The 23,661-nt window shown below is 57.5% G+C and carries 20 protein-coding genes and 1 tRNA gene; 14 read left to right on the top strand and 7 right to left on the bottom strand.

What is annotated here, in order from left to right:
• Window positions 1-13 precede the first annotated feature (13 nt).
• Both U4Y90_RS18045 and U4Y90_RS18040 read left to right on the top strand, forming a co-directional pair.
• Window positions 14-316: an H-NS family nucleoid-associated regulatory protein gene (locus tag U4Y90_RS18045; protein WP_086966518.1), complete on the top strand. Its 303-nt coding sequence runs from the start codon at window positions 14-16 to the stop codon at window positions 314-316.
• Window positions 317-500: 184 nt separating this feature from the next.
• Window positions 501-1,685 carry a cation diffusion facilitator family transporter gene (locus tag U4Y90_RS18040; RefSeq protein ID WP_321796506.1) on the top strand — a complete coding sequence of 395 codons (1,185 nt, stop codon included), beginning with the start codon at window positions 501-503 and terminating at the stop codon, window positions 1,683-1,685.
• A 6-nt stretch (window positions 1,686-1,691) separates the two neighbouring features.
• On the opposite strand, the gene U4Y90_RS18035 is transcribed toward U4Y90_RS18040, so the two are convergent.
• The 3 genes from U4Y90_RS18035 to U4Y90_RS18025 all read right to left on the bottom strand — a co-directional run bounded on the left by U4Y90_RS18035 (window position 1,692) and on the right by U4Y90_RS18025 (window position 3,523).
• A complete protein-coding gene (locus tag U4Y90_RS18035) occupies window positions 1,692-2,150 on the bottom strand; it encodes an Lrp/AsnC family transcriptional regulator (RefSeq protein ID WP_008352298.1) in 459 nt (152 codons plus the stop codon).
• 96 nt (window positions 2,151-2,246) lie between these two features.
• Window positions 2,247-2,882 (bottom strand): exonuclease, encoded by a 636-nt coding sequence (locus U4Y90_RS18030; RefSeq protein ID WP_321796501.1) that lies wholly within the window; start codon window positions 2,880-2,882, stop codon window positions 2,247-2,249.
• Window positions 2,879-3,523 carry an MBL fold metallo-hydrolase gene (locus tag U4Y90_RS18025; RefSeq protein ID WP_321796499.1) on the bottom strand — a complete coding sequence of 215 codons (645 nt, stop codon included), beginning with the start codon at window positions 3,521-3,523 and terminating at the stop codon, window positions 2,879-2,881. The genes U4Y90_RS18030 and U4Y90_RS18025 overlap by 4 nt, the downstream gene beginning before the upstream one ends.
• Before the next feature lie 664 nt (window positions 3,524-4,187).
• Between U4Y90_RS18025 and U4Y90_RS18020 the strand changes: the two genes are divergently transcribed.
• A complete protein-coding gene (locus tag U4Y90_RS18020) occupies window positions 4,188-4,796 on the top strand; it encodes a septal ring lytic transglycosylase RlpA family protein (protein WP_321796498.1) in 609 nt (202 codons plus the stop codon).
• Between the two features lie 53 nt (window positions 4,797-4,849).
• Here the strand turns inward: U4Y90_RS18020 and rsmI are convergent, their stop codons facing one another.
• The gene (gene rsmI, locus U4Y90_RS18015; RefSeq protein WP_321796497.1) at window positions 4,850-5,749 is read right to left on the bottom strand and encodes a 16S rRNA (cytidine(1402)-2'-O)-methyltransferase; all 900 of its coding nucleotides are present in this window, start codon (window positions 5,747-5,749) and stop codon (window positions 4,850-4,852) included.
• A 110-nt stretch (window positions 5,750-5,859) separates the two neighbouring features.
• On the opposite strand from rsmI, the gene U4Y90_RS18010 reads away from it, so the two are divergent.
• The 5 genes from U4Y90_RS18010 to U4Y90_RS17990 all read left to right on the top strand — a co-directional run bounded on the left by U4Y90_RS18010 (window position 5,860) and on the right by U4Y90_RS17990 (window position 8,189).
• Window positions 5,860-6,183 carry a YraN family protein gene (locus U4Y90_RS18010; RefSeq protein WP_321796703.1) on the top strand — a complete coding sequence of 108 codons (324 nt, stop codon included), beginning with the start codon at window positions 5,860-5,862 and terminating at the stop codon, window positions 6,181-6,183.
• 103 nt (window positions 6,184-6,286) lie between these two features.
• The gene (locus U4Y90_RS18005; RefSeq protein ID WP_321796495.1) at window positions 6,287-6,874 is read left to right on the top strand and encodes a phosphoheptose isomerase; all 588 of its coding nucleotides are present in this window, start codon (window positions 6,287-6,289) and stop codon (window positions 6,872-6,874) included.
• A gap of 24 nt (window positions 6,875-6,898) precedes the next feature.
• The gene (locus U4Y90_RS18000; RefSeq protein WP_321796493.1) at window positions 6,899-7,705 is read left to right on the top strand and encodes a BON domain-containing protein; all 807 of its coding nucleotides are present in this window, start codon (window positions 6,899-6,901) and stop codon (window positions 7,703-7,705) included.
• A 2-nt stretch (window positions 7,706-7,707) separates the two neighbouring features.
• Window positions 7,708-8,046 carry a c-type cytochrome gene (locus tag U4Y90_RS17995; RefSeq protein ID WP_415749377.1) on the top strand — a complete coding sequence of 113 codons (339 nt, stop codon included), beginning with the start codon at window positions 7,708-7,710 and terminating at the stop codon, window positions 8,044-8,046.
• Between the two features lie 67 nt (window positions 8,047-8,113).
• A tRNA-Ala gene (locus tag U4Y90_RS17990) sits at window positions 8,114-8,189 on the top strand.
• A 194-nt stretch (window positions 8,190-8,383) separates the two neighbouring features.
• On the opposite strand, the gene U4Y90_RS17985 is transcribed toward U4Y90_RS17990, so the two are convergent.
• Complete coding sequence (locus U4Y90_RS17985; RefSeq protein ID WP_321796489.1) at window positions 8,384-9,076, bottom strand: DUF4145 domain-containing protein; 693 nt, start codon at window positions 9,074-9,076, stop codon at window positions 8,384-8,386.
• A 141-nt stretch (window positions 9,077-9,217) separates the two neighbouring features.
• Between U4Y90_RS17985 and U4Y90_RS17980 the strand changes: the two genes are divergently transcribed.
• From U4Y90_RS17980 to U4Y90_RS17970, 3 genes are read left to right on the top strand one after another with little or no spacing between them, the layout of a single operon-like run.
• A complete protein-coding gene (locus tag U4Y90_RS17980) occupies window positions 9,218-14,212 on the top strand; it encodes a DEAD/DEAH box helicase (protein ID WP_321796487.1) in 4,995 nt (1,664 codons plus the stop codon).
• Window positions 14,213-14,245: 33 nt separating this feature from the next.
• Window positions 14,246-14,824 (top strand): hypothetical protein, encoded by a 579-nt coding sequence (locus U4Y90_RS17975; protein WP_321796485.1) that lies wholly within the window; start codon window positions 14,246-14,248, stop codon window positions 14,822-14,824.
• Window position 14,825: 1 nt separating this feature from the next.
• The gene (locus tag U4Y90_RS17970; protein WP_321796484.1) at window positions 14,826-15,857 is read left to right on the top strand and encodes a competence protein CoiA; all 1,032 of its coding nucleotides are present in this window, start codon (window positions 14,826-14,828) and stop codon (window positions 15,855-15,857) included.
• A gap of 276 nt (window positions 15,858-16,133) precedes the next feature.
• Here the strand turns inward: U4Y90_RS17970 and U4Y90_RS17965 are convergent, their stop codons facing one another.
• The gene (locus tag U4Y90_RS17965) at window positions 16,134-17,201 is read right to left on the bottom strand and encodes a hypothetical protein (RefSeq protein ID WP_321796483.1); all 1,068 of its coding nucleotides are present in this window, start codon (window positions 17,199-17,201) and stop codon (window positions 16,134-16,136) included.
• Window positions 17,202-18,453: 1,252 nt separating this feature from the next.
• Here U4Y90_RS17965 and U4Y90_RS17960 point away from each other — a divergent pair.
• Entirely contained in the window at window positions 18,454-19,161 is a 708-nt protein-coding gene (locus tag U4Y90_RS17960; RefSeq protein ID WP_321796481.1) for a recombinase family protein, read from the top strand.
• Window positions 19,162-19,523: 362 nt separating this feature from the next.
• Here U4Y90_RS17960 and U4Y90_RS17955 read toward each other — a convergent pair whose 3' ends face one another.
• Window positions 19,524-20,801 (bottom strand): hypothetical protein, encoded by a 1,278-nt coding sequence (locus U4Y90_RS17955; protein ID WP_321796479.1) that lies wholly within the window; start codon window positions 20,799-20,801, stop codon window positions 19,524-19,526.
• A gap of 662 nt (window positions 20,802-21,463) precedes the next feature.
• Here U4Y90_RS17955 and U4Y90_RS17950 point away from each other — a divergent pair.
• Both U4Y90_RS17950 and U4Y90_RS17945 read left to right on the top strand, forming a co-directional pair.
• Window positions 21,464-22,459 (top strand): restriction endonuclease, encoded by a 996-nt coding sequence (locus U4Y90_RS17950; protein WP_321796477.1) that lies wholly within the window; start codon window positions 21,464-21,466, stop codon window positions 22,457-22,459.
• Window positions 22,460-22,654: 195 nt separating this feature from the next.
• On the top strand, window positions 22,655-23,659 hold the full coding sequence (locus U4Y90_RS17945; RefSeq protein WP_321796475.1) for an FRG domain-containing protein: 1,005 nt from the start codon (window positions 22,655-22,657) through the stop codon (window positions 23,657-23,659).
• Window positions 23,660-23,661 lie beyond the last annotated feature (2 nt).

The following is a 23,661-nucleotide window of genomic DNA, read 5'->3' as shown; positions in this document are numbered from 1 at the left end:
TTAGGGAATTGCCATGCCTTCATACAAGGAACTCCTCGCACAACGCGAGTCTCTCGAACGCCAGATTGAAGAAGCGAAGTCGCGTGAATACGCAGAAGTGCTTAACGAGATCAAGCAGAAAATGGCGGATTATGGCATCACGCTTCAGGAACTCGCTGGCGGCCGAGGTGCGAAAGGCGCGAAGGCTGCGCGGAGTCGGTCAGGCGTGGCGCCGAAATATCGCGATCCGGAAAGCGGCAGCACCTGGTCGGGTCGCGGCAAGCCGCCGAAATGGATCGCTGGACAAGATCGGGACAATTTTCTGATCGGCAAGTAAGCTCGGTCAAAAACTACTCTTAAAGGCCGCGTCGCATGACGCGGCCTTTTATTTTTATCGCGCGAAGAACCCGCGCCAGTTGGGCCTGTAAGTCAATGATTCTTAAGAAGTATGGGCTGTGTTTAAAAACACCACGAGTAACGGACTGATAAAATAGAAGAATATCGGGGTCGAGAGAAATTACATGTCGCTTTCAACGACGCACGCGGCAGAGAGGCAGGATGTCGCTCGAAGAACGACTTGGACGAGCATAGCGCTTAATAGCATTCTCACTGCGGCGCAACTTGTCGTGGGCATCGTTGCGCATTCTCAGGCATTAATTGCCGATGGCGTCCATTCGCTTGCGGACATCGTGTCCGATTTTATCGTTCTCGTCGCCAACAAACATGCCGGCGCCGCGCCCGACGTCGACCATAACTATGGCCATAGCCGTTATGAAACGGTGGCCTCTTTATTCCTCGGCGGGTTGCTGGTCGCGGTTGGCGTCGGCATGCTTTGGCGTGCCGGGACGCGAATCGTCAACCTTCAGGATATTCCGCCGGTTAAGGCCGGTGCGCTGGCGGTCGCGATAATCGTGCTCGTTTCCAAGGAAGCGCTCTTTCGTTATATGCTTCGCGCCGCCGAACGCGTGCGTTCCGCCATGCTCGTTGCAAACGCGTGGCATGCGCGGTCCGATGCCGCATCATCGCTGGTTGTCGCGCTCGGCATTATCGGCAGTCTGGCGGGATTCCGAATTCTGGACCCCATCGCCGCCGCGCTCGTCGGCTTCCTGATCGGAAGAATGGGATGGACGTTCGCGTGGGATGCATTACAAGATCTTTCTGACCGAGCACTCGATCAAGCGACCACCGAGGATTTGCGCGCCATTTTGTCGAGCACGCCAGGCGTACGCGAAGTCCACGAACTCCGCACGCGGAAAATGGGCGACCTCGCCATCGTCGATGCCCATATTCTCGTCGACCCGCTTATTTCGGTTTCAGAGGGACATTACATTGCCGAATCGGCACGAGCGAATGTGCTGGCCGATACGCGCGTCATCGACGCACTCATTCATGTCGATCCCGAACTCGATGAACTCAATCCCTTACCGGGTAATTTCCCGTTGCGCTCGAGCGTGAGCGAGTCTGTGCGCGCCGTGTTCGCACAGCAAGGCTTATCGGTCGAAACATTGAACCTGCATTATCTGAGCAGCGGTTTCAATGTCGACGTCACGTTGCCCGCGTCTGGCGCAACGGACACGGTCGACAGGCTGAAGGCGATCGATTTCGACGCACTCGTGCGCAAGATCGGAGCGCGGGAAATTCACGTCGCGCAAGCACTGAACCTCGCGCCGGCAGCGAAGCCGGCGCGTGTGATCGGCACCCGCTGAAGCCGCTCAGAGCGGCAACTGCGTGTCGAACTTGATTTCGCGAAGCACGACGCTCGTTCGCACCTGCGCGACGGCAGGAATCTTGAAAATGCGGTCGTGGAGAAAAGCGTCGTATGCCTTGATATCCGGCGCGACGATTTTGAGGATGTAGTCGGATTCGCCGGTCGTGCTGTAGCACTCGGTCACTTCCGGGCAGGTGGCGATCTCGCGCTCGAACTGCTCGACGCCGCCTTCCGTGTGCCGTGTCAAATGGATATGTGCGAGCGCGCAGACATGAAGGCCGAGCTTCTCGCGATCGAGCAGCGCCGTATAGCGCTGAATGACGCCCGATTGCTCCATGTCCTTGATGCGACGCCAGCATGGCGTGCTCGACAAGCCGACCTGGTCGGAGATTTCCTGAACGGAGCGCCGTGCGTCAAGCTGCAGAAGACGCAAGATTTTTTGTGAGAATGTATCGAGAGTCAACTGCGCCTCCGTTCGGTCGCGATTTGACTCTTATGGTAGAGGCGCCGGAAAAGAAACGCAATGCAAACGCGCCTGCACTGAGGGAGTTTCCCTAACTCACTGGCCTGACTGCGCGGTTTTACCTTCGATATCGTCAGCGGGATCGTTGGACATCCGAGCCAGCTTCGCCTGCGAGGTCCGCAACTCGGCGAGCATGTTGCAAAAGAGCGCGCCTTGCTCGATCGCATCGTCCAGCGCGACATGCGTGTGCGGCAACTCGTCGAACCAGTGTTTCGGCAGGCGCGGCTTGATCGCTTTCCGGTACGGCAGGCCGGTCATCGCGAAGGCGAGCGTCTTGATGTCGAGCGCCGACCACGAGAACGGGCAGCGCCCGGCGAATCGCATCATGTACCAGAACATATAGGTGAAATCGAAGCCGGCCGGATAGGCGACGAATACCGGCTTTCCGGGCAGCGCCTCCACCCACTCGACATAGGCCGGCAGCGCGCTCTCCGGTTTCTGCAGATCCTGGCGACACGCGGCCCACGCGTCGGGCTGCGTCTTCCACCATGCGGCCTGAACCGGATGCGGCGCGGCGCCTTCGAGCGTTTCGAGATTCGCGGAAAAGGTGCCGATGAGCTGCTTGTCGGCCGTGTACGCCGCGGACGCGAAGCTGAGCATCGAGTGCGGACCGGGAATCGGGCCATCGGCTTCGACATCCGTGCTGACGTAGATTTCGGGAATCGCGTTCACGCTGTCACTCCGTCGCGCACGAATGGATTGGAGCGCCGCTCCTCTCCGAAGGTCGATGCCGGGCCGTGACCGGGAACGAAGGTGACGTCGTCGCCGAGCGGCCAGAGCTTCTCGCGGATCGACCGGATCAGTTCCGCGTGATTGCCGCGCGGGAAATCAGTGCGGCCGATCGAACCGGCGAACAGCACGTCGCCGACGAACGCGAGCTTGTGCGCGCGGCTGAAGAACACGACGTGACCCGGTGTGTGCCCCGGGCAGAAATAGACTTCCATCGACTCGTTGCCGAACTGCACCGCGTCGCCGTCGACGAGCCAGCGTTCGGGCGCAAACGCTTCGGCGTTCGAAAACCCGAAACGCTGAGTCTGCGCGGGCAACTGGTCGATCCAGAACGCATCTTCCCGATGCGGTCCTTCTATTTGTATGCCGTAGTGGTCCGCGAGCGCTCTGGCGCCGCCGCAATGATCGAGATGGCCATGCGTCAAAAGGATCTTGTCCACCGTCACGCCCTGACGCTCGACCTCCGCGATGATGCGTTCGATGTCGCCGCCCGGATCCACGATGGCGGCGCGTAGAGTCGTCTCGCAGATCACGATGGAACAGTTCTGCTGGAAAGGCGTCACGGGAACGAGAATGACTTTCATATAGCTGACGTCGGAACGCGAAGGCCTGTAAAAACGTCCATTGTACCGGCGCCACAATGCATGCAACGGCACCCGAGAGCACGCTTCTCCAAGCCCTGAAAGTGGCAATTCTTACGGTCATAGCGAAAATCAATGACGATTCGTTGGGTCCTGCGAGCCGAACCGCGGTTTTTTTGTATAATGGGGGTACTTGTGCATGGACTTAACCATGCCGTCAATAGGCGATTAGCAAAACGCTAGTGCGTTTTTACAATCGCTGTCAGTACGCTGTTGGAGGCCAAAAGCCTCGCAATTGCAACTCAAGCACCTCCAGTAGGTGCACACGTCTTGTCCGGCCAGACGCCGCGCGTCTGTCAGATGGCCTTTGCAGCCGTCACGCCGGATGGGGCCTACGCCGCCGTTCCTGCGCTCACTTTGAGTTTCAAGCGCACGAACGTGATGCCACGTTCGATGGCGGCTTGTGGGGTCTGGTCAGGCTGCCGGGGACAGGTTGCGCCAGACGTGAACAATAACCGGGCGTTTGCGGCACGAGTGCGCCGCATCCGAGCACAGTTCGCCGTTCGCTTGTCCGAGCGGCGTTCTGCTTTGCACGGCAAAGCCTCGAGCAGCCTTGCGCGCGCCGACCAGCGCAGCGCGGCCGCTCCTTTATCGTTGAAAACCGTCTATGAATGCTCGATTTATTCGACATGTCGGGAGCCTGCTAGCAGTTGGCGTGCTGGCGGGTTGCGCCGCGCCGGGTTCGGGCGATGTCGCAGCCAATCCTCAGAACACAAACTCCCTCAGCACGAGCAGTGCCCGCTCGGCGGCGCCGCTCGCGTTCGATTCGCACCTCTCCGCCGTGCCGGCCGACAAGCCTGCGCAACCGGCGCAGTCGCTCTCGGACGCCCAGCCGATCACGACGGGCCCGGACGCCAGCAGCTTCGAGCAGAAGGGCAAGGCGTCGTGGTACGGCCGGATGTTCCATGGCCGCAAGACCGCGAGCGGCGAGAAGTTCAACATGAACGCGATGACCGCCGCGCACCGCACGCTGCCGCTCGCGTCGTGGGTGCGCGTGACGAACGAAGCCAACCACAAGACGGTGGTCGTGAAGATCAATGACCGCGGTCCTTATGTGCGCGGACGCGTGATCGACTTGTCGTACGCAGCCGCGGCGGTGCTCGGCATGCGCGGCGCGGGCACGCAAAAAGTGAAGATCGAGGGTCTCACGCAGCAGGAAGCGCGTGCGGCGCGTGAAGAGCAGGCTCAGGCGCTCGCCGACGACAACGTGAACTGATCCACGTCGCGTTTCGCAAAACCATGACGGGCCGTCTCGCGACGGCCCGTTTTTCATTCTTCTTCGCTTTCGTCGCTTTCGTCGCGTTTGGCGAGCTTGAGCGCGCGCTCGTACAGCGCATTGCGCGAGGCGCCCGTCAGCGTCGCGGCGATGCGCGCCGCGCTTTTCACCGACAACTCTTCCAGCAGAGTCGAGAGCAGCGCATCGTGGGCGTCGTCGGCGTCCTGCGCTTCGGGCGCGCCTTCCACGACCAGCACGAATTCCCCGCGCTGACGATTCGCATCGCCTTCGAGCCACGTTGGCCCTTCGGCCAGGGTGCAGCGATGCAGGCTCTCATGTAACTTCGTCAGCTCACGGGCGATCAGCAGTTGACGCTCGCCGCCGAACGCCTCGCCGAGCGCGCGCACCGTTTCTACGATTCGATGCGGCGCTTCGTAGAAAACCAGCGCCATCGGATGATTCGCGAGCGTGCGCAGTTGCGCCGCGCGCTGCTTCGCCTTCGTCGGCAGGAAGCCGATGAACGAGAAGCCGCTCACCCACGCGCCCGCCGCGCTCAAGGCGGTCGTGAGCGCGCTCGCGCCCGGCAGCGGAACGACGGGCAGCCCTGCATCGCGCACGGCATCGACGAGCCGCGCGCCGGGATCCGAAATGCCGGGCGTGCCCGCGTCGGATACGCACGCGATGCGCTCGCCGTTCCTGAGATGCTCGATCACGCGTTGGGCGGCGCTGCGCTCGTTGTGCTCGTGCACGGCGATCGAGGGCTTCGAGATGCCGTAACGCGCGAGCAGTTGCGCGGTGTTGCGCGTGTCTTCGGCGGCGATGCGATCCGCGAGTTCGAGCACGTGCAGCGCGCGCACGGTGATATCGGCGGTATTGCCGATCGGCGTCGCGACGACATAGAGCGCGCCCGTCGGATAGTGCTGCCCGGCGGCGAGTTCGGAGATCTGAAGCATGAGCGCGGGCTTCGAAGGAAAGGACGTCATTTTGCCATGCGCGATTCGCCCGAACCGTCGACAACTTTTATGGAGGCGTCTTGTCCAAAACGCTCGGCGATGTTTTCGAGATGCACGCGCTCGAGTTCCTGCGGCGGCGGCGTATGCGCCTCGTTGCGCGCAACGTGACGTGCCGGGGCGGCGAGATCGATCTCGTCATGCTCGATGAACGCGGCGCGCTCGTATTCGTCGAAGTGCGGGCGAGAAGGAGCAGGCGTTACGCGAATGCCGCCGCAAGCGTGGATGCGAAAAAGCGCGCGCGCCTCGTGCTGGCTGCGCAGCATTTTCTCGCGACCTGGCGCGGCGCGATGCCCGCGTGCCGTTTCGATGTCGTCGCGTTCGATGCGGGCCGCATCCATTGGCTGCCCGATGCGTTCCGCGCCGACGAAGCCTGAGCGCGGCTCATCGCATGATCCATGCGGTAAACTGCGCAACAGCCGACGCTTTGAGCGTTCAAGTCATATACCGCCGCACGTCGCGGCCGATGATCGAGAGTCGATGTCAGTCGAACGTATTCAACAGCAATTCCGCGACAGCGCGGCACTCAAACTCGAAGCACTCGACATGCTGGCGGTCCCGATCGCGGCCGCCGTCGATACGCTCTTCGGCGCACTCGCGAACGGCAACAAGATTCTCGTCTGCGGCAACGGCGGCTCGGCTGCCGATGCGCAACGCTTTGCCGCGCAGCTGATCGGCCGCTTCGAGCGCGAGCGCCCGGGCTTGCCGGCGATTGCGTTGACCACCGACACGTCGATACTCACGGCCATCGGCAACGACTACGCGTTCGAGCAGATCTTCTCGAACCAGGTTCGCGCGCTCGGTCAGTCGGGCGATGTGTTGCTCGCGATCAGCACGTCGGGAAACTCGGTCAACGTGCTCGCGGCGATTCAGGAAGCGCACGAGCGCGAGATGATCGTGATTGCGCTGTCGGGCAAGGGCGGCGGCGCGATGTCCGACGTGCTCGCCGAGACCGACATTCATATCTGCGTGCCGTCCGATCGAACGGCGCGCATCCAGGAAGTCCATCTGCTGACCATTCACTGTCTGTGCGACGGCATCGACGCGATGCTGCTCGGAGACGACTGAAACTGAAAAGGGGGAACGGAGTTGATGAACAAGACACGCGTCAAGGCGACGCTGGCCCAGGCCACACTCGTGGTGAGCATGTTGTCGGGAGTCGCATTGACGTTGCAGGGCTGCGCGCTCGCGGTCGTCGGCGCGGCGGCCGGCGGAACGTTGATCGCCACGGATCGCCGCACGCTCGGCGCACAGACCGAAGACCGCGAGATTCAGGTGAAGGCGCTTTCGCGGATCAACGAAAATGTGCCCGATACGGCGCATGTCAACGTGACCGTGTTCAACCGGCGCGTGCTGCTGACTGGCGAAGTGCCGGACGACGCGTCGAAGCAGAAGGCCGAAGCGGTCGTGCGCGACATCAACAACGTCGGCAGCATCGTCAACGAACTGTCCGTTCAGGGCGCGAGCTCGATCTCGTCGCGCGCGAACGACTCGTATCTCGAAGGCCGCGTGAAGACCGCGATGGTTGGCGAGAAGGACTTGCGCGCGAACTTCTATAAGGTCGTGTCCGAGCGTAGCGTCATTTACCTGATGGGACTCGTGACGCAGGACGAAGGCGCGCATGGCGCGGATGTCGCTGCGCGCGTGCCGGGCGTCGAGCAGGTCGTGAAGGTGTTCCAGTACATCAAGCCTGAAGAGGCACAGGCGCTCGAAGCGGCCGCCGCATCCGATGCGAGCGCGGTGTCCGCGTCGAGCGCACCGGCTCCCGCAGAAGCGACTGTGGGCACGGTGCCGGATTCGGGCGTGACTTCGCGTCCGCTCGATTCGCAGTCGCCCGCGCCCGTGAAGAATTCGGACGTGCATCCGGGCAATCCTAGTCCGGCTTCCAACGTGAAATGAGTATGGTGCGTTTGATTGTCGGCGCGGCGATCGTTGCCGCATCCTTCGGGGTGTTTGCTACTGAGCAGCCTGTTTCGTCCGCCAATGCGATGGCGATTGCGCGCAGCAATGCATGCATGGGTTGTCACGCGCTCGATCGCAAGCTCGTGGGGCCGTCGTTTCAGCAGGTCGCGGAGAAATACAAAGGCGATCCGCAGGCGAGCGCGAAGCTCGAAAACAAGGTGAAGAGCGGTGGTATGGGCGTGTGGGGCTCGATTCCAATGCCCTCGCATCCAAAGATGAGCGACGCGGATATCAAGACCGTCGTCATATGGATATTGGCCGGGGCGCCGCAGAAGTGAGGGGCGGGTGGGGGCGTCCGAGGGGTTGCTTTTGGGCGGATTTGCTGTGGTACAATTTTGGTTCGTTGGGGGGGTAGCTCAGCTGGGAGAGCGTCGCGTTCGCAATGCGAAGGTCGGGAGTTCGATCCTCCTCCTCTCCACCACGAATTTCCTTTAAAAAACCGGCACTTAGGCCGGTTTTTCTTTTGGCGTTGCTTCCGTCATCGTTTGGTTTGACACCCCGCCGGGTGACATCAGGGTGACAGGAAAGTTGCCTGTCTTGGCGAAGGATCGCATACGCTCCAAGATGGGGTCAACGGTCGCGACAAGACCTCACCGCCCACTCCGAACTTGCCTGTTAGTTCGCCTCGTCCGATAGGCGGTCTTCGTCAGCGATGCGGTTCTTCTCTCGAAGCAAGGCCAGCACGGTTTCACGATCATCATAAAAGTCGTGCAGCAAGTAGGCGGCGTATTCCTTCGCCACCTTCACTTCGGACCGGGTGACTTGTCGCCATTCTTCGTGCAGCACGTAGTTTCCCAAGGTCCTAATCTCTTCGTGGGCGCGTTTCCGTCGTGATGCAGTGATAACGCCATCTGCGGCAGCCAAGTCGATCTGCTGTTCAAGTGGCGTACCCTTCTTCAACTTGTACCCGTTGGCACGCAGGGTCTTGTCCAGCACAGATCGGAATAAGGCTGCCGCCGCCCGGTAGCACCGAGCCTCTGCGCACTCTTCGCCTTCCCGGAATTCCTTAACGATGCCCTTGGGAACCGCGTCCGGCAAGACGTGGCGAACTTCCGCTTCCGGGTAAAAATCGGTCAGTTCCATCTGCCCGCTGCCATGCACGTTGGTCGTCGAGAGCGTTATCAGTGCGCCAGCACCACAGCCCGTGCATCGAGCCAGCCTGTATACCTCAGTCTGGTTTGCGTCGATCTGTCGAAAAATCTGCCCGTATGGCCCGCGTTGCGGGTCGCCGACGAGGAAGGCCGTCAGCGCACCACTGCAAGTCGGGCAGTTCGCAATGACATGCCCGTGTTCGTTCATTGTCGCCATGAGTCCGGTCTCGGTCGGAATTCAGTCAACCGGCATTCTGCGGGTATTTCCCTGATTGTGGTAAGACGAAAGAGGCCGAAACAACGGATCGGGGCGGCATAATATCGTCCTTGCCTCACGCTCTCCCCAGCAAAAAAGACCATGACCGCCCTCGAAAAACTTCTCGATACCTTCCGTCAGGCCGCCGTCACCGAGCGCGAGAAGGGAACCTACTTCGAAGAGTTGATCGTCTGTTATCTGCGGAACGAAGCCACGTACCGCGACCTGTACAGCGATGTATGGACATATGCCGAATGGGCAAATGTGCAGGGGCTGGATAAGCGGGACGCCGGGATTGACCTTGTGGCGAAGACGCGCGGCACGGATGAAGTCCATGCCATTCAGTGCAAGATGTACGCCCCGGACTATAAGGTCCAGAAGAGCGACATCGACAGCTTCTTCACGGCATCGGGCAAGAAGCCATTCACGCGGCGGATCATCGTCGCCACGACGGATCATTGGAGCGAACACGCGGAAGACGCGTTGCTCGATCAGCAGCCGCCAGTTAGCAAAATCGACCTGACCGCCCTTGAAGAGAGTCAGATCGATTGGGGCCAGTACAAGCCGAAGGCTGCGCCGGTCATCAAGGCAAAGAAGCAACTGCGTCCGCATCAGGCAGGTGCGCTGAGTTCGGTTGTTCATGGTCTGGCTGATGCCGACCGTGGCAAGCTGATAATGGCATGCGGAACCGGGAAGACGATGACCGCCCTGAAGATCGCCGAGACGATTGCCGGTCCGGGCAAGCGTGTCCTGTTCTTGGTTCCGAGCCTGTCGCTGCTGTCGCAGACCCTGACCGAATGGACGCAGGAGAGCGGGACGCCGCTACATAGCTTCGCCGTGTGTTCGGACAGCGACGTTGGCAAGAAGCGCAAGAAAGAGGACGACGAGGTTAAGACCTTCGTGCATGAACTGCGCTATCCGGCAACTACCAATTCGGCCCGACTGGCTGAAGAGATGACAAAGCGGCACGATGCGTCGCACATGAGCGTCGTGTTCAGCACCTATCACTCCCTCGACGTAATCCGTCGCGCCCAGAAAGACTTCGGTCTGGCCGATTTCAACCTGATCGTGTGCGATGAAGCGCACCGCACGACCGGCGCGACGTTCGGCGATGACGACGAAAGCACCTTTGTTCGGGTTCACGACGCCGATTACATCCGCGCCGCCAAGCGCCTGTACATGACGGCGACGCCGCGTATCTATGGCGATTCGGCCAAGGCCACGGCTGAACGTGACAATGTCGCGCTTTGCTCGATGGACGACAAGGCCCTATATGGCGACGAACTGTTCGTCATCACCTTCTCGGAAGCCGTCAAGCGCGGGTTGCTTGTCGATTACAAGGTGATCGTGCTGGCGGTCGAAGAGACGCACGTCAACCGGCGTCTGCAAGACCTTCTCCGGGATGAGAACAATCAGTTGAAGGTGGACGATGCTGCCAAGATCGTCGGCTGCTGGAAGGCACTATCTAAGCAGGGATTGACCGGGGACTTGGTTGGCGACGGCGAGCCGATGAGTCGTGCTGTGGCCTTCTGTCAGGTCATCGAAGTCTCGAAAGGGGCCAAGACGCACAAGGTCAGTTCGAAACAGATCGCCGGGATGTTCCAAGCGGTCGTCGAAGCGTATCAGGATAGCGAGGAAACGGAGGAATTCGAACAGGTGGCCCGACTTCGCTGCGAAGCCGAACACGTTGACGGCGGCATGAATGCCAGCGAGAAGGAAGCAAAGCTTGCATGGCTGAAAGCCGAGACGCCCGAAAACACCTGTCGCATTCTCAGCAATGTTCGTTGCTTGTCGGAAGGTGTGGACGTTCCGGCACTGGATGCCGTGCTGTTCCTGACGCCGCGTAATTCACAGGTTGATGTTGTGCAGTCGGTCGGTCGTGTGATGCGCAATGCACCGGGGAAGAAGCGCGGTTATGTCGTCCTGCCGGTGGTGATCCCGGCTGGCGTCGAACCGCACGAAGCACTGAACGACAACAAGACCTATGCCGTAGTCTGGCAGGTTCTGCAAGCACTGCGTTCCCACGATGACCGATTCGATGCGATGGTGAACAAGCTCGACTTGATCGGCAAGGACACCAGCAAGATGGAAGTCATCGCGATTACTGACAAGATTCAGAAGAAACAGCAGAAAACCAACGGGACGAAGAACAAGGACGCTGGTAAGGGCGGCTTCACCATCGGCGAAGCGGTCAAGAAGCGGACGCCGCAGGAACAGCACGAACTGCAATTCGAGATCGGCGAGATCGAGAAGGCCATTTATGCCAAGCTGGTCCAGAAGGTCGGCAACCGTCACCATTGGGAAGATTGGGCGAACGACATCGCGAAGATCGCCCGCACCCACATCGACCGCATCACCGGCATCATCGAGAACACGGACAACGCGAAGGAACGGAAAGCGTTCGCTGCATTTGCCGCCGAACTACGTGGCGACCTGAACAGCAGCATCACGGACGGCGAGATCATCGAGATGCTGGCGCAGCATCTCATCACCAAGCCGGTATTCGACGCCCTGTTCGCCGACTACAGCTTCGCGAAGCACAACCCGATGTCGCTGGCGATGCAGAGCGTGCTGGATGTACTGCACGAACACCGTTTGGATAAAGAAGCCGACACGCTGGAACGGTTCTATGAGAGCGTGAAACTGCGGGCGGAAAGTATCGACAACGCGGCGGGCAAGCAGAAGATCGTCGTGGAGTTATACGACAAGTTCTTCCGCAACGCCTTCCCGAAGATGACCGAACGGTTGGGGATCGTCTACACGCCGGTCGAAGTCGTGGACTTCATCATTCATAGCGTCGGGCATGTGTTGCAGTCCGAATTCGGCCAGACCTTAGGTAGCAAGGGCGTCCACATCATCGACCCGTTTGTGGGTACGGGCACGTTCGTGACGCGTCTGCTGCAAAGCGGTCTCATCAAGCCGGAAGAACTGCCGCACAAGTACAAGCACGAAATCCACGCCAATGAGATCGTGCTGTTGGCTTACTACATCGCGTGCATCAACATCGAAGCTGTGTATCACGGCATCGTTGGTGGTAAGTACCAGCCTTTCGAAGGTATCTGTCTTGCAGATACCTTTCAGATGTACGAGAAGGAAGACATGGTTGATGCGGTGCAGGCGAACAACAGCGCCCGTCGCAAGCGCCAGAAGAAACTGGACATCCGGGTCATCATCGGCAACCCCCCCTATTCGGTGGGGCAGGACGATGCGAACGACAATAACGCCAACATCAAGTACCCGACTCTCGATTCCAGAATACGTGACACCTATGCGGCGCTGACGAGTGCGCAAAATAAGAATGGCCTTTACAACAGCTACATCCGCGCAGTCCGGTGGGCGTCTGATCGCATCGGCGATAGTGGCGTGATTGGTTTCGTGACTAACGCTGGCTGGATCGAAGGCATGACCGGGACTGGTCTTCGCAAGTGTCTGGCTGACGAATTTTCCAACATCTACGTGTTCCATCTCCGGGGCAACCAGCGAAGTTCTGGCGAAGTATCGCGCAGAGAAGGGGGCAAGATTTTTGGTGGCGGAAGTCGCGCCCCCATTGCCATTTCCGTTCTGGTGAAGAATCCGAACGCCGCGCAGCGGGGTCAGATTCAGTTCCACGATATTGGCGACTATCTGAGCCGCGAAGAAAAGCTGGAACGAATCGGCACCTTTGCCAGCATTGTCGGTATCACCCAAGCTGGTGGCTGGCTGTCCATCAGGCCAGATGAGCATGGCGACTGGCTCAAGCAGCGCGACGATAAGTTTGGCGGATATATCGCTTTGGGCGACAAAGATGGCACCGAAGCTAGTAAGCTGTTTGCCAACTATTCCAATGGTGTCAAAACGCAGCGTGATTCTTGGTGCTTCAACGCTTCCCGGGCGGCGGTGGCAAGCAACATGACGCGCATGATTGATTTCTACAACAGCGAAGTCGCTCACTTCGACCAAGTCTTCGTCGGTCTGGACAAGAAGTCGCGGGAAGCAAAGGTGGACGCCGTTATCGACCCAGACCCAGCCAAGATAAGCTGGACGCATAATTTAAAGCAGGAGCTTGTGAAAGGTCAGCATTTCACGTTCGAAGTCGAGTGTCTGACGCGAAGCCTGTACCGTCCCTTTACCAAACAGTGGCTGTACTACAACCGCCGTTTCAATGAACGGGTCTATCAAATGCCACGTATCTTCCCAGATGCGATGGCGGAGAATCGAGTGATCTGTATTTCCGCGCCGGGATTCATTTCAGGCTTCACGGCGTTGATGTCCGATGTACCGACTGAGCTTTGCGTTTCAGCCATGAAAGGCGGAACTCAGTGTTTCCCGTTATATCTCTATGACGATGCAAGCGATGAGATCAGGTCTGAATCGCGGCAAAGCGGACTGTTTGATGCTTCGCAGCCAGCCAAGCATGAACGCAAACGCCGGGACGCACTGACCGACGAAGGTCTGGCCCACTTTCAGTCCGCATATCCGGGCGAACAGATCGGCACGGAAGCCATCTTCTACTACATCTACGGGTTGCTGCATTCGCCAGAGTACAGGGAACGCTATGCCGACAATCTGTCCAAGGAGTTGCCGCGCATCCCTTGCGTGAAGGCGGTCGCTGATTTCTGGGCGTTCTCGAAGGCCGGACGGAAGCTGGCCGACCTGCATATCAGCTACGAGACGGTCGAGAAGCACCCGTTGCAGATCGAAGGCGGCGGATTGCTGTTGACCGATGCCGACTACCGGGTCGAGAAGATGCGGTATGGCAAGAACGGCAAGGACAAGGACCTGACCACGCTGATCTACAACGATAAGATCACGCTGAAGGGCATCCCGGTCGAAGCCTATGAATATGTAGTCAACGGCAAGCCCGCGCTGGATTGGGTCGTGGAACGACAGTGCGTGAAGACCGACAAAGACAGTGGCATCGTCAACGACGCGAACGAATACGCCGTCGAGACGATGAGCAACCCGCGCTACCCCTTGGAACTGTTTCAGCGGGTTGTGACTGTGAGCCTTGAAACGATGAAGATCGTGAAGTCGCTGCCGCCTCTTGCTGTCCAGCATCCGGGCGTGACCGTTGAACAGTTGATGACGAAGGATGCACCGGACGCAATGGAAGTTTGAAGGGGCGTCGGCGTGAAAGATGAGCGGCAAAGTATGGCGGAACAAGTCCAGTCCGAACTATTGTCCGAAGTCACGGACGTTGACGTCTTAAGAACCTTGCTTGCGGATTTGCACGACGACGTGGCGGGCAAGGTCGCGCGGTTCCGGCAGCTTGCGGACCTATCCATTGCTCTCGGTTCATCAGGGACGATGATGCCGGGTGGCGAGACTGCTTTCGCGGCTTGGACAGAAGCACGGTCCAGTTTCGTTCACGGCAATTACGTGGCGACCGTGCTGCTGTGCCAAGGTCTCGCCGAACATATTCTTGCCGCCTACCTTATGCTTGGACTTGACGGCGAAAAGCTACCAGACCGGGTCGCGTTCAACGACACGTTGAACCGGTGTCTCGCGCGGGGCGTTATCACGCAGGGAGACGCAGATGATCTGCGCCGCCTCATGAACTTGCGAAATCCGCTTACCCATTACCGCTCCATCGACGACCCATCGAATCTTTCTCAGCGCATCTTGAACACTCGACTTCCGGCAGAAATGCACTTGCTCAACGATGCCACCTTCGCGATGAGCATGGCGATTCGATTACTGGCACTGCCAGCGTTCCGATTGGGCGATTAACGTGCCGCTCAGAGCAACTTATGGTGACGCCGAGCTTCTGGCCTTCGACTATGATGAGGTCGGCTGGACAAGCCTAAAAGCAGATTACAAAGACTTGGCTGTCCATATGCCATGCTGTGGCCGAACAGCGGTTCCAAAGACGAGTAAACTTGGGAACTTCTTCTTCGCGCACGCCGTGCGTGGCGACTGCCCGTCAGCGCCGGAAGGGCAAGAGCACATATTCCTCAAAAGCCTCATTGGGAAGGCGGTAAAGCGTGCTGGCTGGACTGTAAAGACGGAATGGCCGGGAAGTACGCCAAACGGCGAAGAATGGATTGCTGATGTTTTCTGTCACAAAGGGAGTGCAAAGGTTGCCATTGAAGTTCAACTATCGTATCAGACGGCAGAAGAACTAAAGCGAAGGAGTCGGATATATCGTGAGTCAGGGGTCCGTGTTGCGTGGATCGTGTCCGGCGAGAAGTTCAAGAGCGAATACATCGCTCCGTCAAGAGAAATCCCTTTTTTTCACCTGACTCGGTTTAGTTCGGGAGAGGAACCTTCGATTCGCGAATTCGGCGTGTCATTGTCACAGTTCATCGTCGGCGCATTGAACAGGCAGCTTGAATGGGAAGAAGTGCCTTGGGATTACAATATCCTCTTCTTGAAAGATAAGTGTTGGCAATGCGGGCGACAAGTAAAGCAGGTTTATGGGTATTCTATCGATGTGTATGGGGAGGTCGCGAAGACGGTTGCAAACGCATCATCAGTTCTTGAAAAAATATCCGGTTTCATTCGCAACGATGAGCTAGTATCACTCGGATTGAACCCGATTAAACGTTTCGATGAATTCAAAGGGAAGATAATGAAGTTCCCATTTTGTAGCGCATGTGCGTACTGCGAAGCGCCACAAAACAACTATCATTTGCTATCAAAACTTGAACGAAATCAGTCCGAAGATGGCCCTTTGCTCGGAACGGCGATCTTTACCAGTAGTAGAGAGTCGTCGGGGAGTTGGCGGTTCGAACTGTCGGGCGGTGCGCTGAGTGGGCTATGAGGGCTATGAGACGGGATAGATCGTGAAATTGCTGCCACGCCTCGATGTACAGTCATCGCGACGACTGTTGACCAATTGGTGGAATCGAATGATGGTCGAGGGGTGTGAATCGTGCCAGAGGTTTCGCAGAACGTTCAGACCATGACGATATCGATAGTCGCCACGGTCGAAGACCAATGGTCCGGCGCGGTGCCAATGTTGACCGGGGACTTCTTCCTATCACCGGTCGCCGATCATCATTGAGTTTGCGTTCGTTTGAGGCAACAGCCGCAGAATTTAAACATGTTCGAGCAAATCTGACGTTTTGTTCGCTTTAGATGAGATCGATTTCAGAAGAGTTGAAATATCAACAAGGTTCCCATCGGCGTCGCTTATATAGTCGCCTTTCAGCAAACTCTCTGCCGGGGCCGGATCTTCAGTCCCGTGCGCTTCAACGGTAACAGCTTCTTCGCTTTTATTGACGAGTTTTTTCAGTCCATCTACGAAGACGTGGTTCTTTTTCATCTCATTCCAACAATCGATGAATGTAGCCATGCTCTGGCGCGCGGCGCTAAGACCAAAGTACCATGTGCGCATCGTTTCAAAGACCTGCGTACCGGTGTAGTAATTCGGATCCACTTCGCGTTCTCGATGTGCTGTATAGTCGATCAGCTTGTCCAGTGATTTGTTTAGTGTCTTCTTCGCTTCTATATTCGTGCGCTTCGCCGTGTGTTCATGATGCGCAAACTGGCATGCTTGTTCATCTATGTTGTAAAATTCATTGACACCAACACGGCGAAGTTTCAACACGACCATCAACGGTATATCGCAACCTTGCATACGAATACAGAAGTCTGACAGGCGGTTCCCGCTTGGATTGCGACGCAATTTATACGAGTATCTGGTACCATCGATTTCAATTGAATCTGCGAAGAATTTTGTTGAATCGCTCTTCTGAGATTCAAGGCGGATGTTATCCCTTATGATTCTCTTGAGGTCAGTGCCTTTGACCAAAGTGTCAATGGCATATCCGTAGTCTTGAAGAATCTGGGCCACGTAGTGGCGTTGTTCTTTACTAAGAGGCTTCGAAAGGATGGTGGAATCAAGTCCTGATTCCCCGTCGTCGTTCTTGATGAGGGCAGCAAGTTTCTTGTTTGTCAGATTCGCCAGTTCGGGGTCGGTGCAGAGCATTGATGCCAGAGTGGTCGCCCACTTGGGAAATCGTGATTCGGGGAAGACCCGGAGCTGTACTTTTAATGACCTGCCGGATGCAACAGTATTTAGCTGCTCTTCTGCGTACTCGTTAACTCGCTTTGCGACCCGTGCCGCGTCCTTGATTTCGCTCTTGATGTTTCGTGTTGACAATTCGTTGTCTCTTGTGGCTGATTGGGGGTGTTCCCCCGGTTGTGGTGAATTTTCATTTCAAACTCCTTTCACGAAATGAGGTGATGAATAAAGACATCCCCTCGAAACCCTGTCAATTTGACAGAAATTGTCGAACCATAGTCCGCCTATAGTCCGAAGCTAGTTGGTCACATCTTTTTCATATCTGATTTGATCAATCGAAAAAACAAGTTCGCGTGATGGCCGAAGCGCAGCGTAGGCCAGCAACGCTCGGACGCGCAGCGGACGTGCAACACATGTGACTCCATCAAGACCCGATAGCCGCGACATCTCTGCCGATATGTACCTCATGCCGGTGCCTTCGGCCCCGTGAATCGCCGCCACTCCGTGCCGTCGAATTCATCGGCTTGTTGAATCACGAAGGCGGACTTGGCCGGTCCCATAGGTGCGGGTGAGGTCTGGTCCTGTACATCTCATCTAGATCAAGCGGTGCCTTCGGCCCCGTGAATCGTCGCCACTTCGTGCCGTCGAATTCATCGGCTGTTCGACGTGACAACTGAAGACCAAGTCGTTCTTCCTTATCTCAGGTCTTCATCGGTGCCAGATAGGTCCTGTCCGACACATCTCATCTAGATGAAGCGGTGCCTACGGCCCCGTGAATCGCCGCCCCTTCGTGCCGTCGAATTCACTAACTGGTTGATATGACCGGTGGCGGCGAACAAGACGCCGGTCTTCCCGCTTGCTTCCTACATCGATGGGCCGCGATCAGACCTGATCGGATTCGTGGTGCATCAACGACGGCTGCGCATGCACTCATTGCCTCGGCCTAGGTACTGCTTGATGTCATCACACAACCAGTGATTCGTCGCTGAACGCGAACCGGTGGCCTGATCAAGGGCTGATCTGGTCCGGTGGTGGCGCACGAAATCCGATCAGGTGCGGTTGTGCCGCGAAGATCAGGCGAAGGGGGAATGCGTCGTGGGAAGACTGCGGATGTGATTGCAGCCGTGGACAACCGGTGAGTCGGCTTGACCCACAGGTGAAACGTCGGGGCTGGTCAAATCGAAATTGTATTATAACACAAATGTTAATTAGTTGTCCATGCCGACATCACGGCGCATTGTCTGAGGTTGTCGGATCAGATGTTCAACCGGTGTCTTTCGGGTATGCCTTTAGAGAACCGCAGAAGTGCTGGTTCGATATGTGGCTGGACACTACCCATTGAGAACTGATAATATGCGAACTACCCAAAACGAACTATAAGAGGTGCCGCATGTACGTCAGGGCATATCTACGGGCTTCAACTAAAGAGCAAGATGCGACGCGCGCGAAGGAGGACTTGGTTGCGTTCGCGAAGGAACGCGGGCTGCGTATTGCTTCCTTCTACGTTGAGCATGAATCGGGCGCTTCACTTCAGCGTCCCGAACTGTTTCGGTTAATGTCGGACTGCCATGAAGGGGACCTGCTGCTTGTTGAGCAGGTGGATCGACTTTCTCGGTTGAATTCGGAGGACTGGATGAAACTGAAGGCCGAGCTTCAGTCACGGCGCGTCCGTGTCGTTGCCTTGGACCTGCCGACTTCTTGGATGATGACCAGCCAGTCCGACGACATCACCGGACGAATGCTCGATGCGCTTAACTCGATGATGCTGGACATGCTCGCGGCCATTGCGCGTAAGGACTACGACGACCGACGCCGCCGACAGGCCCAAGGAATTGCCAAGCTGAAGGAATCTGGCGGCTACCGTGGTCGCAAACCAGATGAGCAGCGTAACGCCGCCATCATGGACATGCTGCGTCGAGGCGATAGTTGGAACACCATCATCGCGGCGACTGGCTGTTCAAGGTCTACGCTCTCCCGTTTGGGCCAGAAACTGAAGCAGAGTACCGAAGACAACGAATGGTGCGGGATGGGGCCTGACGGCGTGCCGTGCGCATTGATCGATTGGACCGAAGCTCGGAAGCGCCGCCGTCTCAAGTGACCATAAGTGGTATGGTCAGCGAGAACGGATGGCAGCGCAGCGTCGTTACCGTACCGTTACAGCAAGGCCGCACGATCACCGTTGGGGTGACAACCATCACCATTGAGGTGACACCGTAACCATCGAGGTGACACCGTCGAGGTGACAACCATCACCATTGAGGCGACATCGTCACCATTGAGGTGACACGATCACCATCGAGGTGAGAACCGTCACCATTGAGGCGACACCGTCACCATTGAGGCGACACCGTCACCATCGAGGCGTCACCATTGAGGTGACACGATCACCATCGAGGTGACAACCATCACCATTGAGGCCATGTTCATCGCGCGTTGCTATCTAAATCTAAGAACAGGCGGCTAATCGACACCGGTTCGGTCAAACGCGGTGAGGAAGCGCGGAAGGTCGCCGAAGGTATCCAGTGACACCTGCCATCCATGCGCGATCTCAGTGGCTCCGCCGTTGATTCGCTTTGGAAACCGGGTCATGTTCGAGTGGAACCGATAGTTATCGCTGACCGATGCTACTCCGGGCAATGCGGACATCGCTTCCCGTTTCAGAGCGGGATGCACCATCACGTTGATGCGGTTCATCGTTGAAGTTGTCTTCACGACATAAACGACCTGACCGCAGGGGGCCTCGAACTCCGCTAGTTTCAACGTCTCCTTCGTCTGCCTGAATCCGGCTTTTCGGACTTCGGCGAGGATGACGGCGACATCGTCGCAGACTGCCCTTGGCTTGGCAGTATCCCGACCCTGTCGAGCGACGGGCGTAACTTTTGTCAATGAAGCCTCGTCGGAACTCGACATCACTGAGGCTTCGTTGCGAACTGGCGCTTTCGGCGCAGTTCCTCCGAGAAGCGCACTGGTCGAGGCGTGCATCCTGTCATACGCGCGGTCCAGCCACTCGGTCCGGCGAAGGACCGGATTGTTGGCGCCCAGTTCGTGCTTTGCCACTTCGCGAAGGTAGTAGCGCGTTGTGCTGCCCCCAGCACTGGATGGATGGCAGAACGATCCCAAGACCTGATTGCGGCGGAGGGCGCCTTGCTGTACACACCATTCCAAGGCGGCTTCGGGACATGGACCGAGGCCGACAAACAACGCCTCCGATTTCATCTCTTCAACTGACGGTACGAAGCAGTCGTGGAAACATTCGCGGAGAAGTGGTGATGCCAAGACTTCATCGAATCTCCCGGAAAACATCTTCCCGTTCTTGAACGCGGCATGGGGTACTACCGATGTCGAATGCAGCAGATCGGCGTCCGATCCCCATAGCGATTCAACGTCCGCAATTCCGAGCAGGTGCTCAAACCGGAAGTGCCGCAGCATCTTTAGCAGGTTGGGGCGCATCGAAGGCCCGCCAAATGCACCGACCTTCTTGACTTCTCGGAGAATCAGGTCGGTGGGATGCCCTTGCCTAAGAAGCTCCTGCGCCTTGCCATAGGCCAGCGAAAGCTGCGTGTTGCCCGGCGTGATTCCGACTATGACCAGTTTTGCGTGGTGGTTCACGTATTCAAACGGTATGTATCGAAGCTCGTAGGCTCCCGCTTGGCCGAGACTGAATTGTGGTGCGTTAATCCCGCCAGCGCCAGCACGACGAAGTTCGTCAAAGAAGTTTCGGAAGAGATCGCGCTTCATCTATTTCCTTATTGTTAGAGTACCGACATCGCAGAGTAACAACCCAACGTAGGGCATGGAAGGGGATCGTCACGACCAATATGTTTGCAGAGCCGTAGACATCGGACACTGCAATCGCCGCAATTGATCGCCACGACTTCACCCTAGTTTGTTTAACGTTTGCGGAAAGGCTGGAACCGGACGAACTCGGATCGATTAAAGACCATCGACGACGCGACCGTTATACCGACTTTGGCTAAGTAGAGAGGGCCGGAATGACGCGTCGTGCAATTGGAATCGGGCTGGTACTTGCTGTTTTGTCCGGCTGTGCTACCACCGGAACAGACGGAGTAGTACAAATTGGCCCGGACTTGTACATGATTGGTGGTCTAGGTAAGTTCACCGATTTCTCGGCGAGCGCCGTCAAGGCCCGCATGTTCCAAGACGCCTCGACATACTGTGCTAAACAGGGGCGGGTTATGTCGCCTGTCGGTAGTACCGGCAGAGATTCGGGCTTCGGCACATACGCGTCCGCAGAGGTACAGTTCCGGTGCTTGGCGGCGCGTGACTCGCAGCCTTCTACGTGATCACCGTACCAGCAGAGGCCGAACCGGCAGCACTCGATGTAACCGATCATCGACGCGGCCAGCAACACGACAAACTAGTTAGACGGGGTGTGTTCGATGGGAATGATGTGGATGATCCGGGCAGACGGAGGCAGCCTCTACGAGGAGTTTCGCGAACGAGGTATCGCGGCCATAGGGTGGGGCCAACTTGCCGCTCACGCCAAAGTCGGCATGACCAGAAAGGATTTGACCGATCTATACAGGTCCCTTGAACCGGCGATCAAAGAAAAGACCGCGATCTCCGGCGCCTCGCAGGTATGGCGGTTTATGAACGAGATCAAGGCGGACGATCTCGTCGTTACCTATTCTCCCGCGAACCGCACGTACCTGATCGGCAAAGTGACGGGTAACTGTGAATATCGCGCTGATTTGGCGGACGCGGGGATGTCGCTGGTAAGGACAGTTGCTTGGAAGGAAAAGGAAGTCGAACGTGACAGCCTGACCGATGCTACCAAGAATAGCCTCGGCTCGACTCTGACGGTGTTTGTGGTTGCGGAATTTGCCATGCAGGAGCTTCTTGGAGAGGCGACGGGCAAGCCTATGCAGCCAGCCCCTGAGCTACAGGAAGAGCAAGTCGAAGCCGATCCGTTGTCGGGAATGGAAGTACTCGCGCTCGAACAGATCAAGGACATCGTCAGCAAACTCGATTGGGCCGAGATGCAGGAACTGGTCGCCGGAATCCTTCGGGCGATGGGTTACAAGACTCAGGTCTCTCCGGCTGGAAGTGACCGAGGAAAGGACATCATCGCATCTCCTGACGGCTTCGGATTCGAACATCCTCGAATCATCGTGGAGGTGAAGCATCGGAAGGGCCAAATGGGTACGAACCAGATTCGTAGCTTCCTTGGCGGGCGCCACCCAGATGATCGTGGCCTGTTCGTAAGCACTGGCGGATTCAGCAAAGAGGCGTACTACGAAGCTGACCGTGCATCAGTGCCCCTGACGCTGTGGACTTCGGACCATGTCGTGCGCGCGTTGATCGACCATTACGAAGACACCGACGCCGAGACGAAGCGCCTCGTTCCGTTGAAGCGGACGTATCTGCCCGCTTGAACGCTCACTGTTATAGGGATCGCAATTTCGATGGATAGGCAACTATTCGGAACGATAGAGACCCGTTCGGGAAAAGCCACAGCGATGATGTGCTGCGATGAAGACCGGCCCGACGACGTAATGTTTCACTGGTGGGGTGTGGTTGGTCAACCGACGGTGGCAGTGTGGGCGAGACGGGTCTCGCATCGAGAGGGCGTGTCGGAATATCAGGCTTTCAAACTCTTTTCGCATGATGAAAGAGGTCAGATGGTCGAGTCGTCCTTAGAGGAGAATGCACGGCGACTTATGCTTTCCACCTGTGCTTCCCTCAAAACCACGAAGAACGGGATGACCGGGACATGGCAGGACGCCGACGGGGCCGGTGGAAAAATCTCGTTTAAGCCGTTGGCACTACGCGGAGGCGTGGCAGACATTTATCAGTGCGCCTCATGGGATGAATTCAAACAGTGGGCTGGTCGTGCCCGCGCTGCCGGGGCGGTGGCGTTCCGGGGACATGGCTCGCACGCGTTCAGATTGGAGACCAGTCTCTATCGCGCGGGCCGAACGCAACTTGGTCGATATTGCGCGGAGACATTGCCGCTCTTTCATTCACACGTCGAAGCGGTGACGAACCGCAGGCTGAACCTTGGGGACTCCGCTGATTATTCGACATTGCTTGGATTGGCGCAGCATCACGGACTTCCCACTCCGTTGCTCGACTGGACCGATTCACCATACATCGCTGCGTTTTTCGCCTTCTCAGATGCGTTGGAGAACAGGTATTCTCGACCGAACGCTACCCGTGTCCGGGTCTACGCACTGACCCGGTCCTTCATCGAACGGTTCAGCCCACGGATGGTGACGTTGCCCTTCTTGGAACCATACGTTTGTTTCTTGCAGGTCTCTCCGCGCGAGAACCCGCGTCTATATGCGCAACAAGGGCGGTTTCTTGTGTCCAACGTTGGGAACATCGAGCAGTTTATTTGCAACATTGAAGGTCATCACACGACGCAATATCTGGTAGCTGCCGAAGTCCCTATTTCGTTCGCAAGCGAGGCTCTCGAAGACTTGGCATTCATGGGTGTTACCGCAGCCAGTCTGTTCCCCGGTCTCGACGGTGTTTGTCGGATGATGCGCCATTCGATGACGTTCCGGCGAGAGGCGCTCCCGACCCCCGCAAGGCCAAGCGAAGGCATATCCGGCAAGTCAGAATCGAGGTAACG

It is taken from the genome of Caballeronia sp. J97 (assembly GCF_905220305.1).
In the GTDB taxonomy this organism is placed as follows: domain Bacteria; phylum Pseudomonadota; class Gammaproteobacteria; order Burkholderiales; family Burkholderiaceae; genus Caballeronia.
This window is presented reverse-complemented; position numbering and strand designations above follow the sequence as displayed.

Excerpts from the sequence above, each read along its gene's own strand:
- U4Y90_RS18010 (WP_321796703.1), top strand. The coding sequence starts at position 5,860 with ATGCACGCGCTCGAGTTCCTGCGGCGGCGGCGTATGCGCCTCGTTGCG.
- U4Y90_RS17975 (WP_321796485.1), top strand. The coding sequence starts at position 14,246 with ATGGCGGAACAAGTCCAGTCCGAACTATTGTCCGAAGTCACGGACGTT.
- rsmI (WP_321796497.1), bottom strand. The coding sequence starts at position 5,749 with ATGCTTCAGATCTCCGAACTCGCCGCCGGGCAGCACTATCCGACGGGC.
- U4Y90_RS17980 (WP_321796487.1), top strand. The coding sequence starts at position 9,218 with ATGACCGCCCTCGAAAAACTTCTCGATACCTTCCGTCAGGCCGCCGTC.
- U4Y90_RS18005 (WP_321796495.1), top strand. The coding sequence starts at position 6,287 with ATGTCAGTCGAACGTATTCAACAGCAATTCCGCGACAGCGCGGCACTC.
- U4Y90_RS18020 (WP_321796498.1), top strand. The coding sequence starts at position 4,188 with ATGAATGCTCGATTTATTCGACATGTCGGGAGCCTGCTAGCAGTTGGC.
- U4Y90_RS18040 (WP_321796506.1), top strand. The coding sequence starts at position 501 with ATGTCGCTTTCAACGACGCACGCGGCAGAGAGGCAGGATGTCGCTCGA.
- U4Y90_RS18045 (WP_086966518.1), top strand. The coding sequence starts at position 14 with ATGCCTTCATACAAGGAACTCCTCGCACAACGCGAGTCTCTCGAACGC.
- U4Y90_RS17950 (WP_321796477.1), top strand. The coding sequence starts at position 21,464 with ATGGGAATGATGTGGATGATCCGGGCAGACGGAGGCAGCCTCTACGAG.
- U4Y90_RS17985 (WP_321796489.1), bottom strand. The coding sequence starts at position 9,076 with ATGGCGACAATGAACGAACACGGGCATGTCATTGCGAACTGCCCGACT.
- U4Y90_RS18025 (WP_321796499.1), bottom strand. The coding sequence starts at position 3,523 with ATGAAAGTCATTCTCGTTCCCGTGACGCCTTTCCAGCAGAACTGTTCC.
- U4Y90_RS17960 (WP_321796481.1), top strand. The coding sequence starts at position 18,454 with ATGTACGTCAGGGCATATCTACGGGCTTCAACTAAAGAGCAAGATGCG.
- U4Y90_RS17995 (WP_415749377.1), top strand. The coding sequence starts at position 7,708 with ATGGTGCGTTTGATTGTCGGCGCGGCGATCGTTGCCGCATCCTTCGGG.
- U4Y90_RS18000 (WP_321796493.1), top strand. The coding sequence starts at position 6,899 with ATGAACAAGACACGCGTCAAGGCGACGCTGGCCCAGGCCACACTCGTG.
- U4Y90_RS17955 (WP_321796479.1), bottom strand. The coding sequence starts at position 20,801 with ATGAAGCGCGATCTCTTCCGAAACTTCTTTGACGAACTTCGTCGTGCT.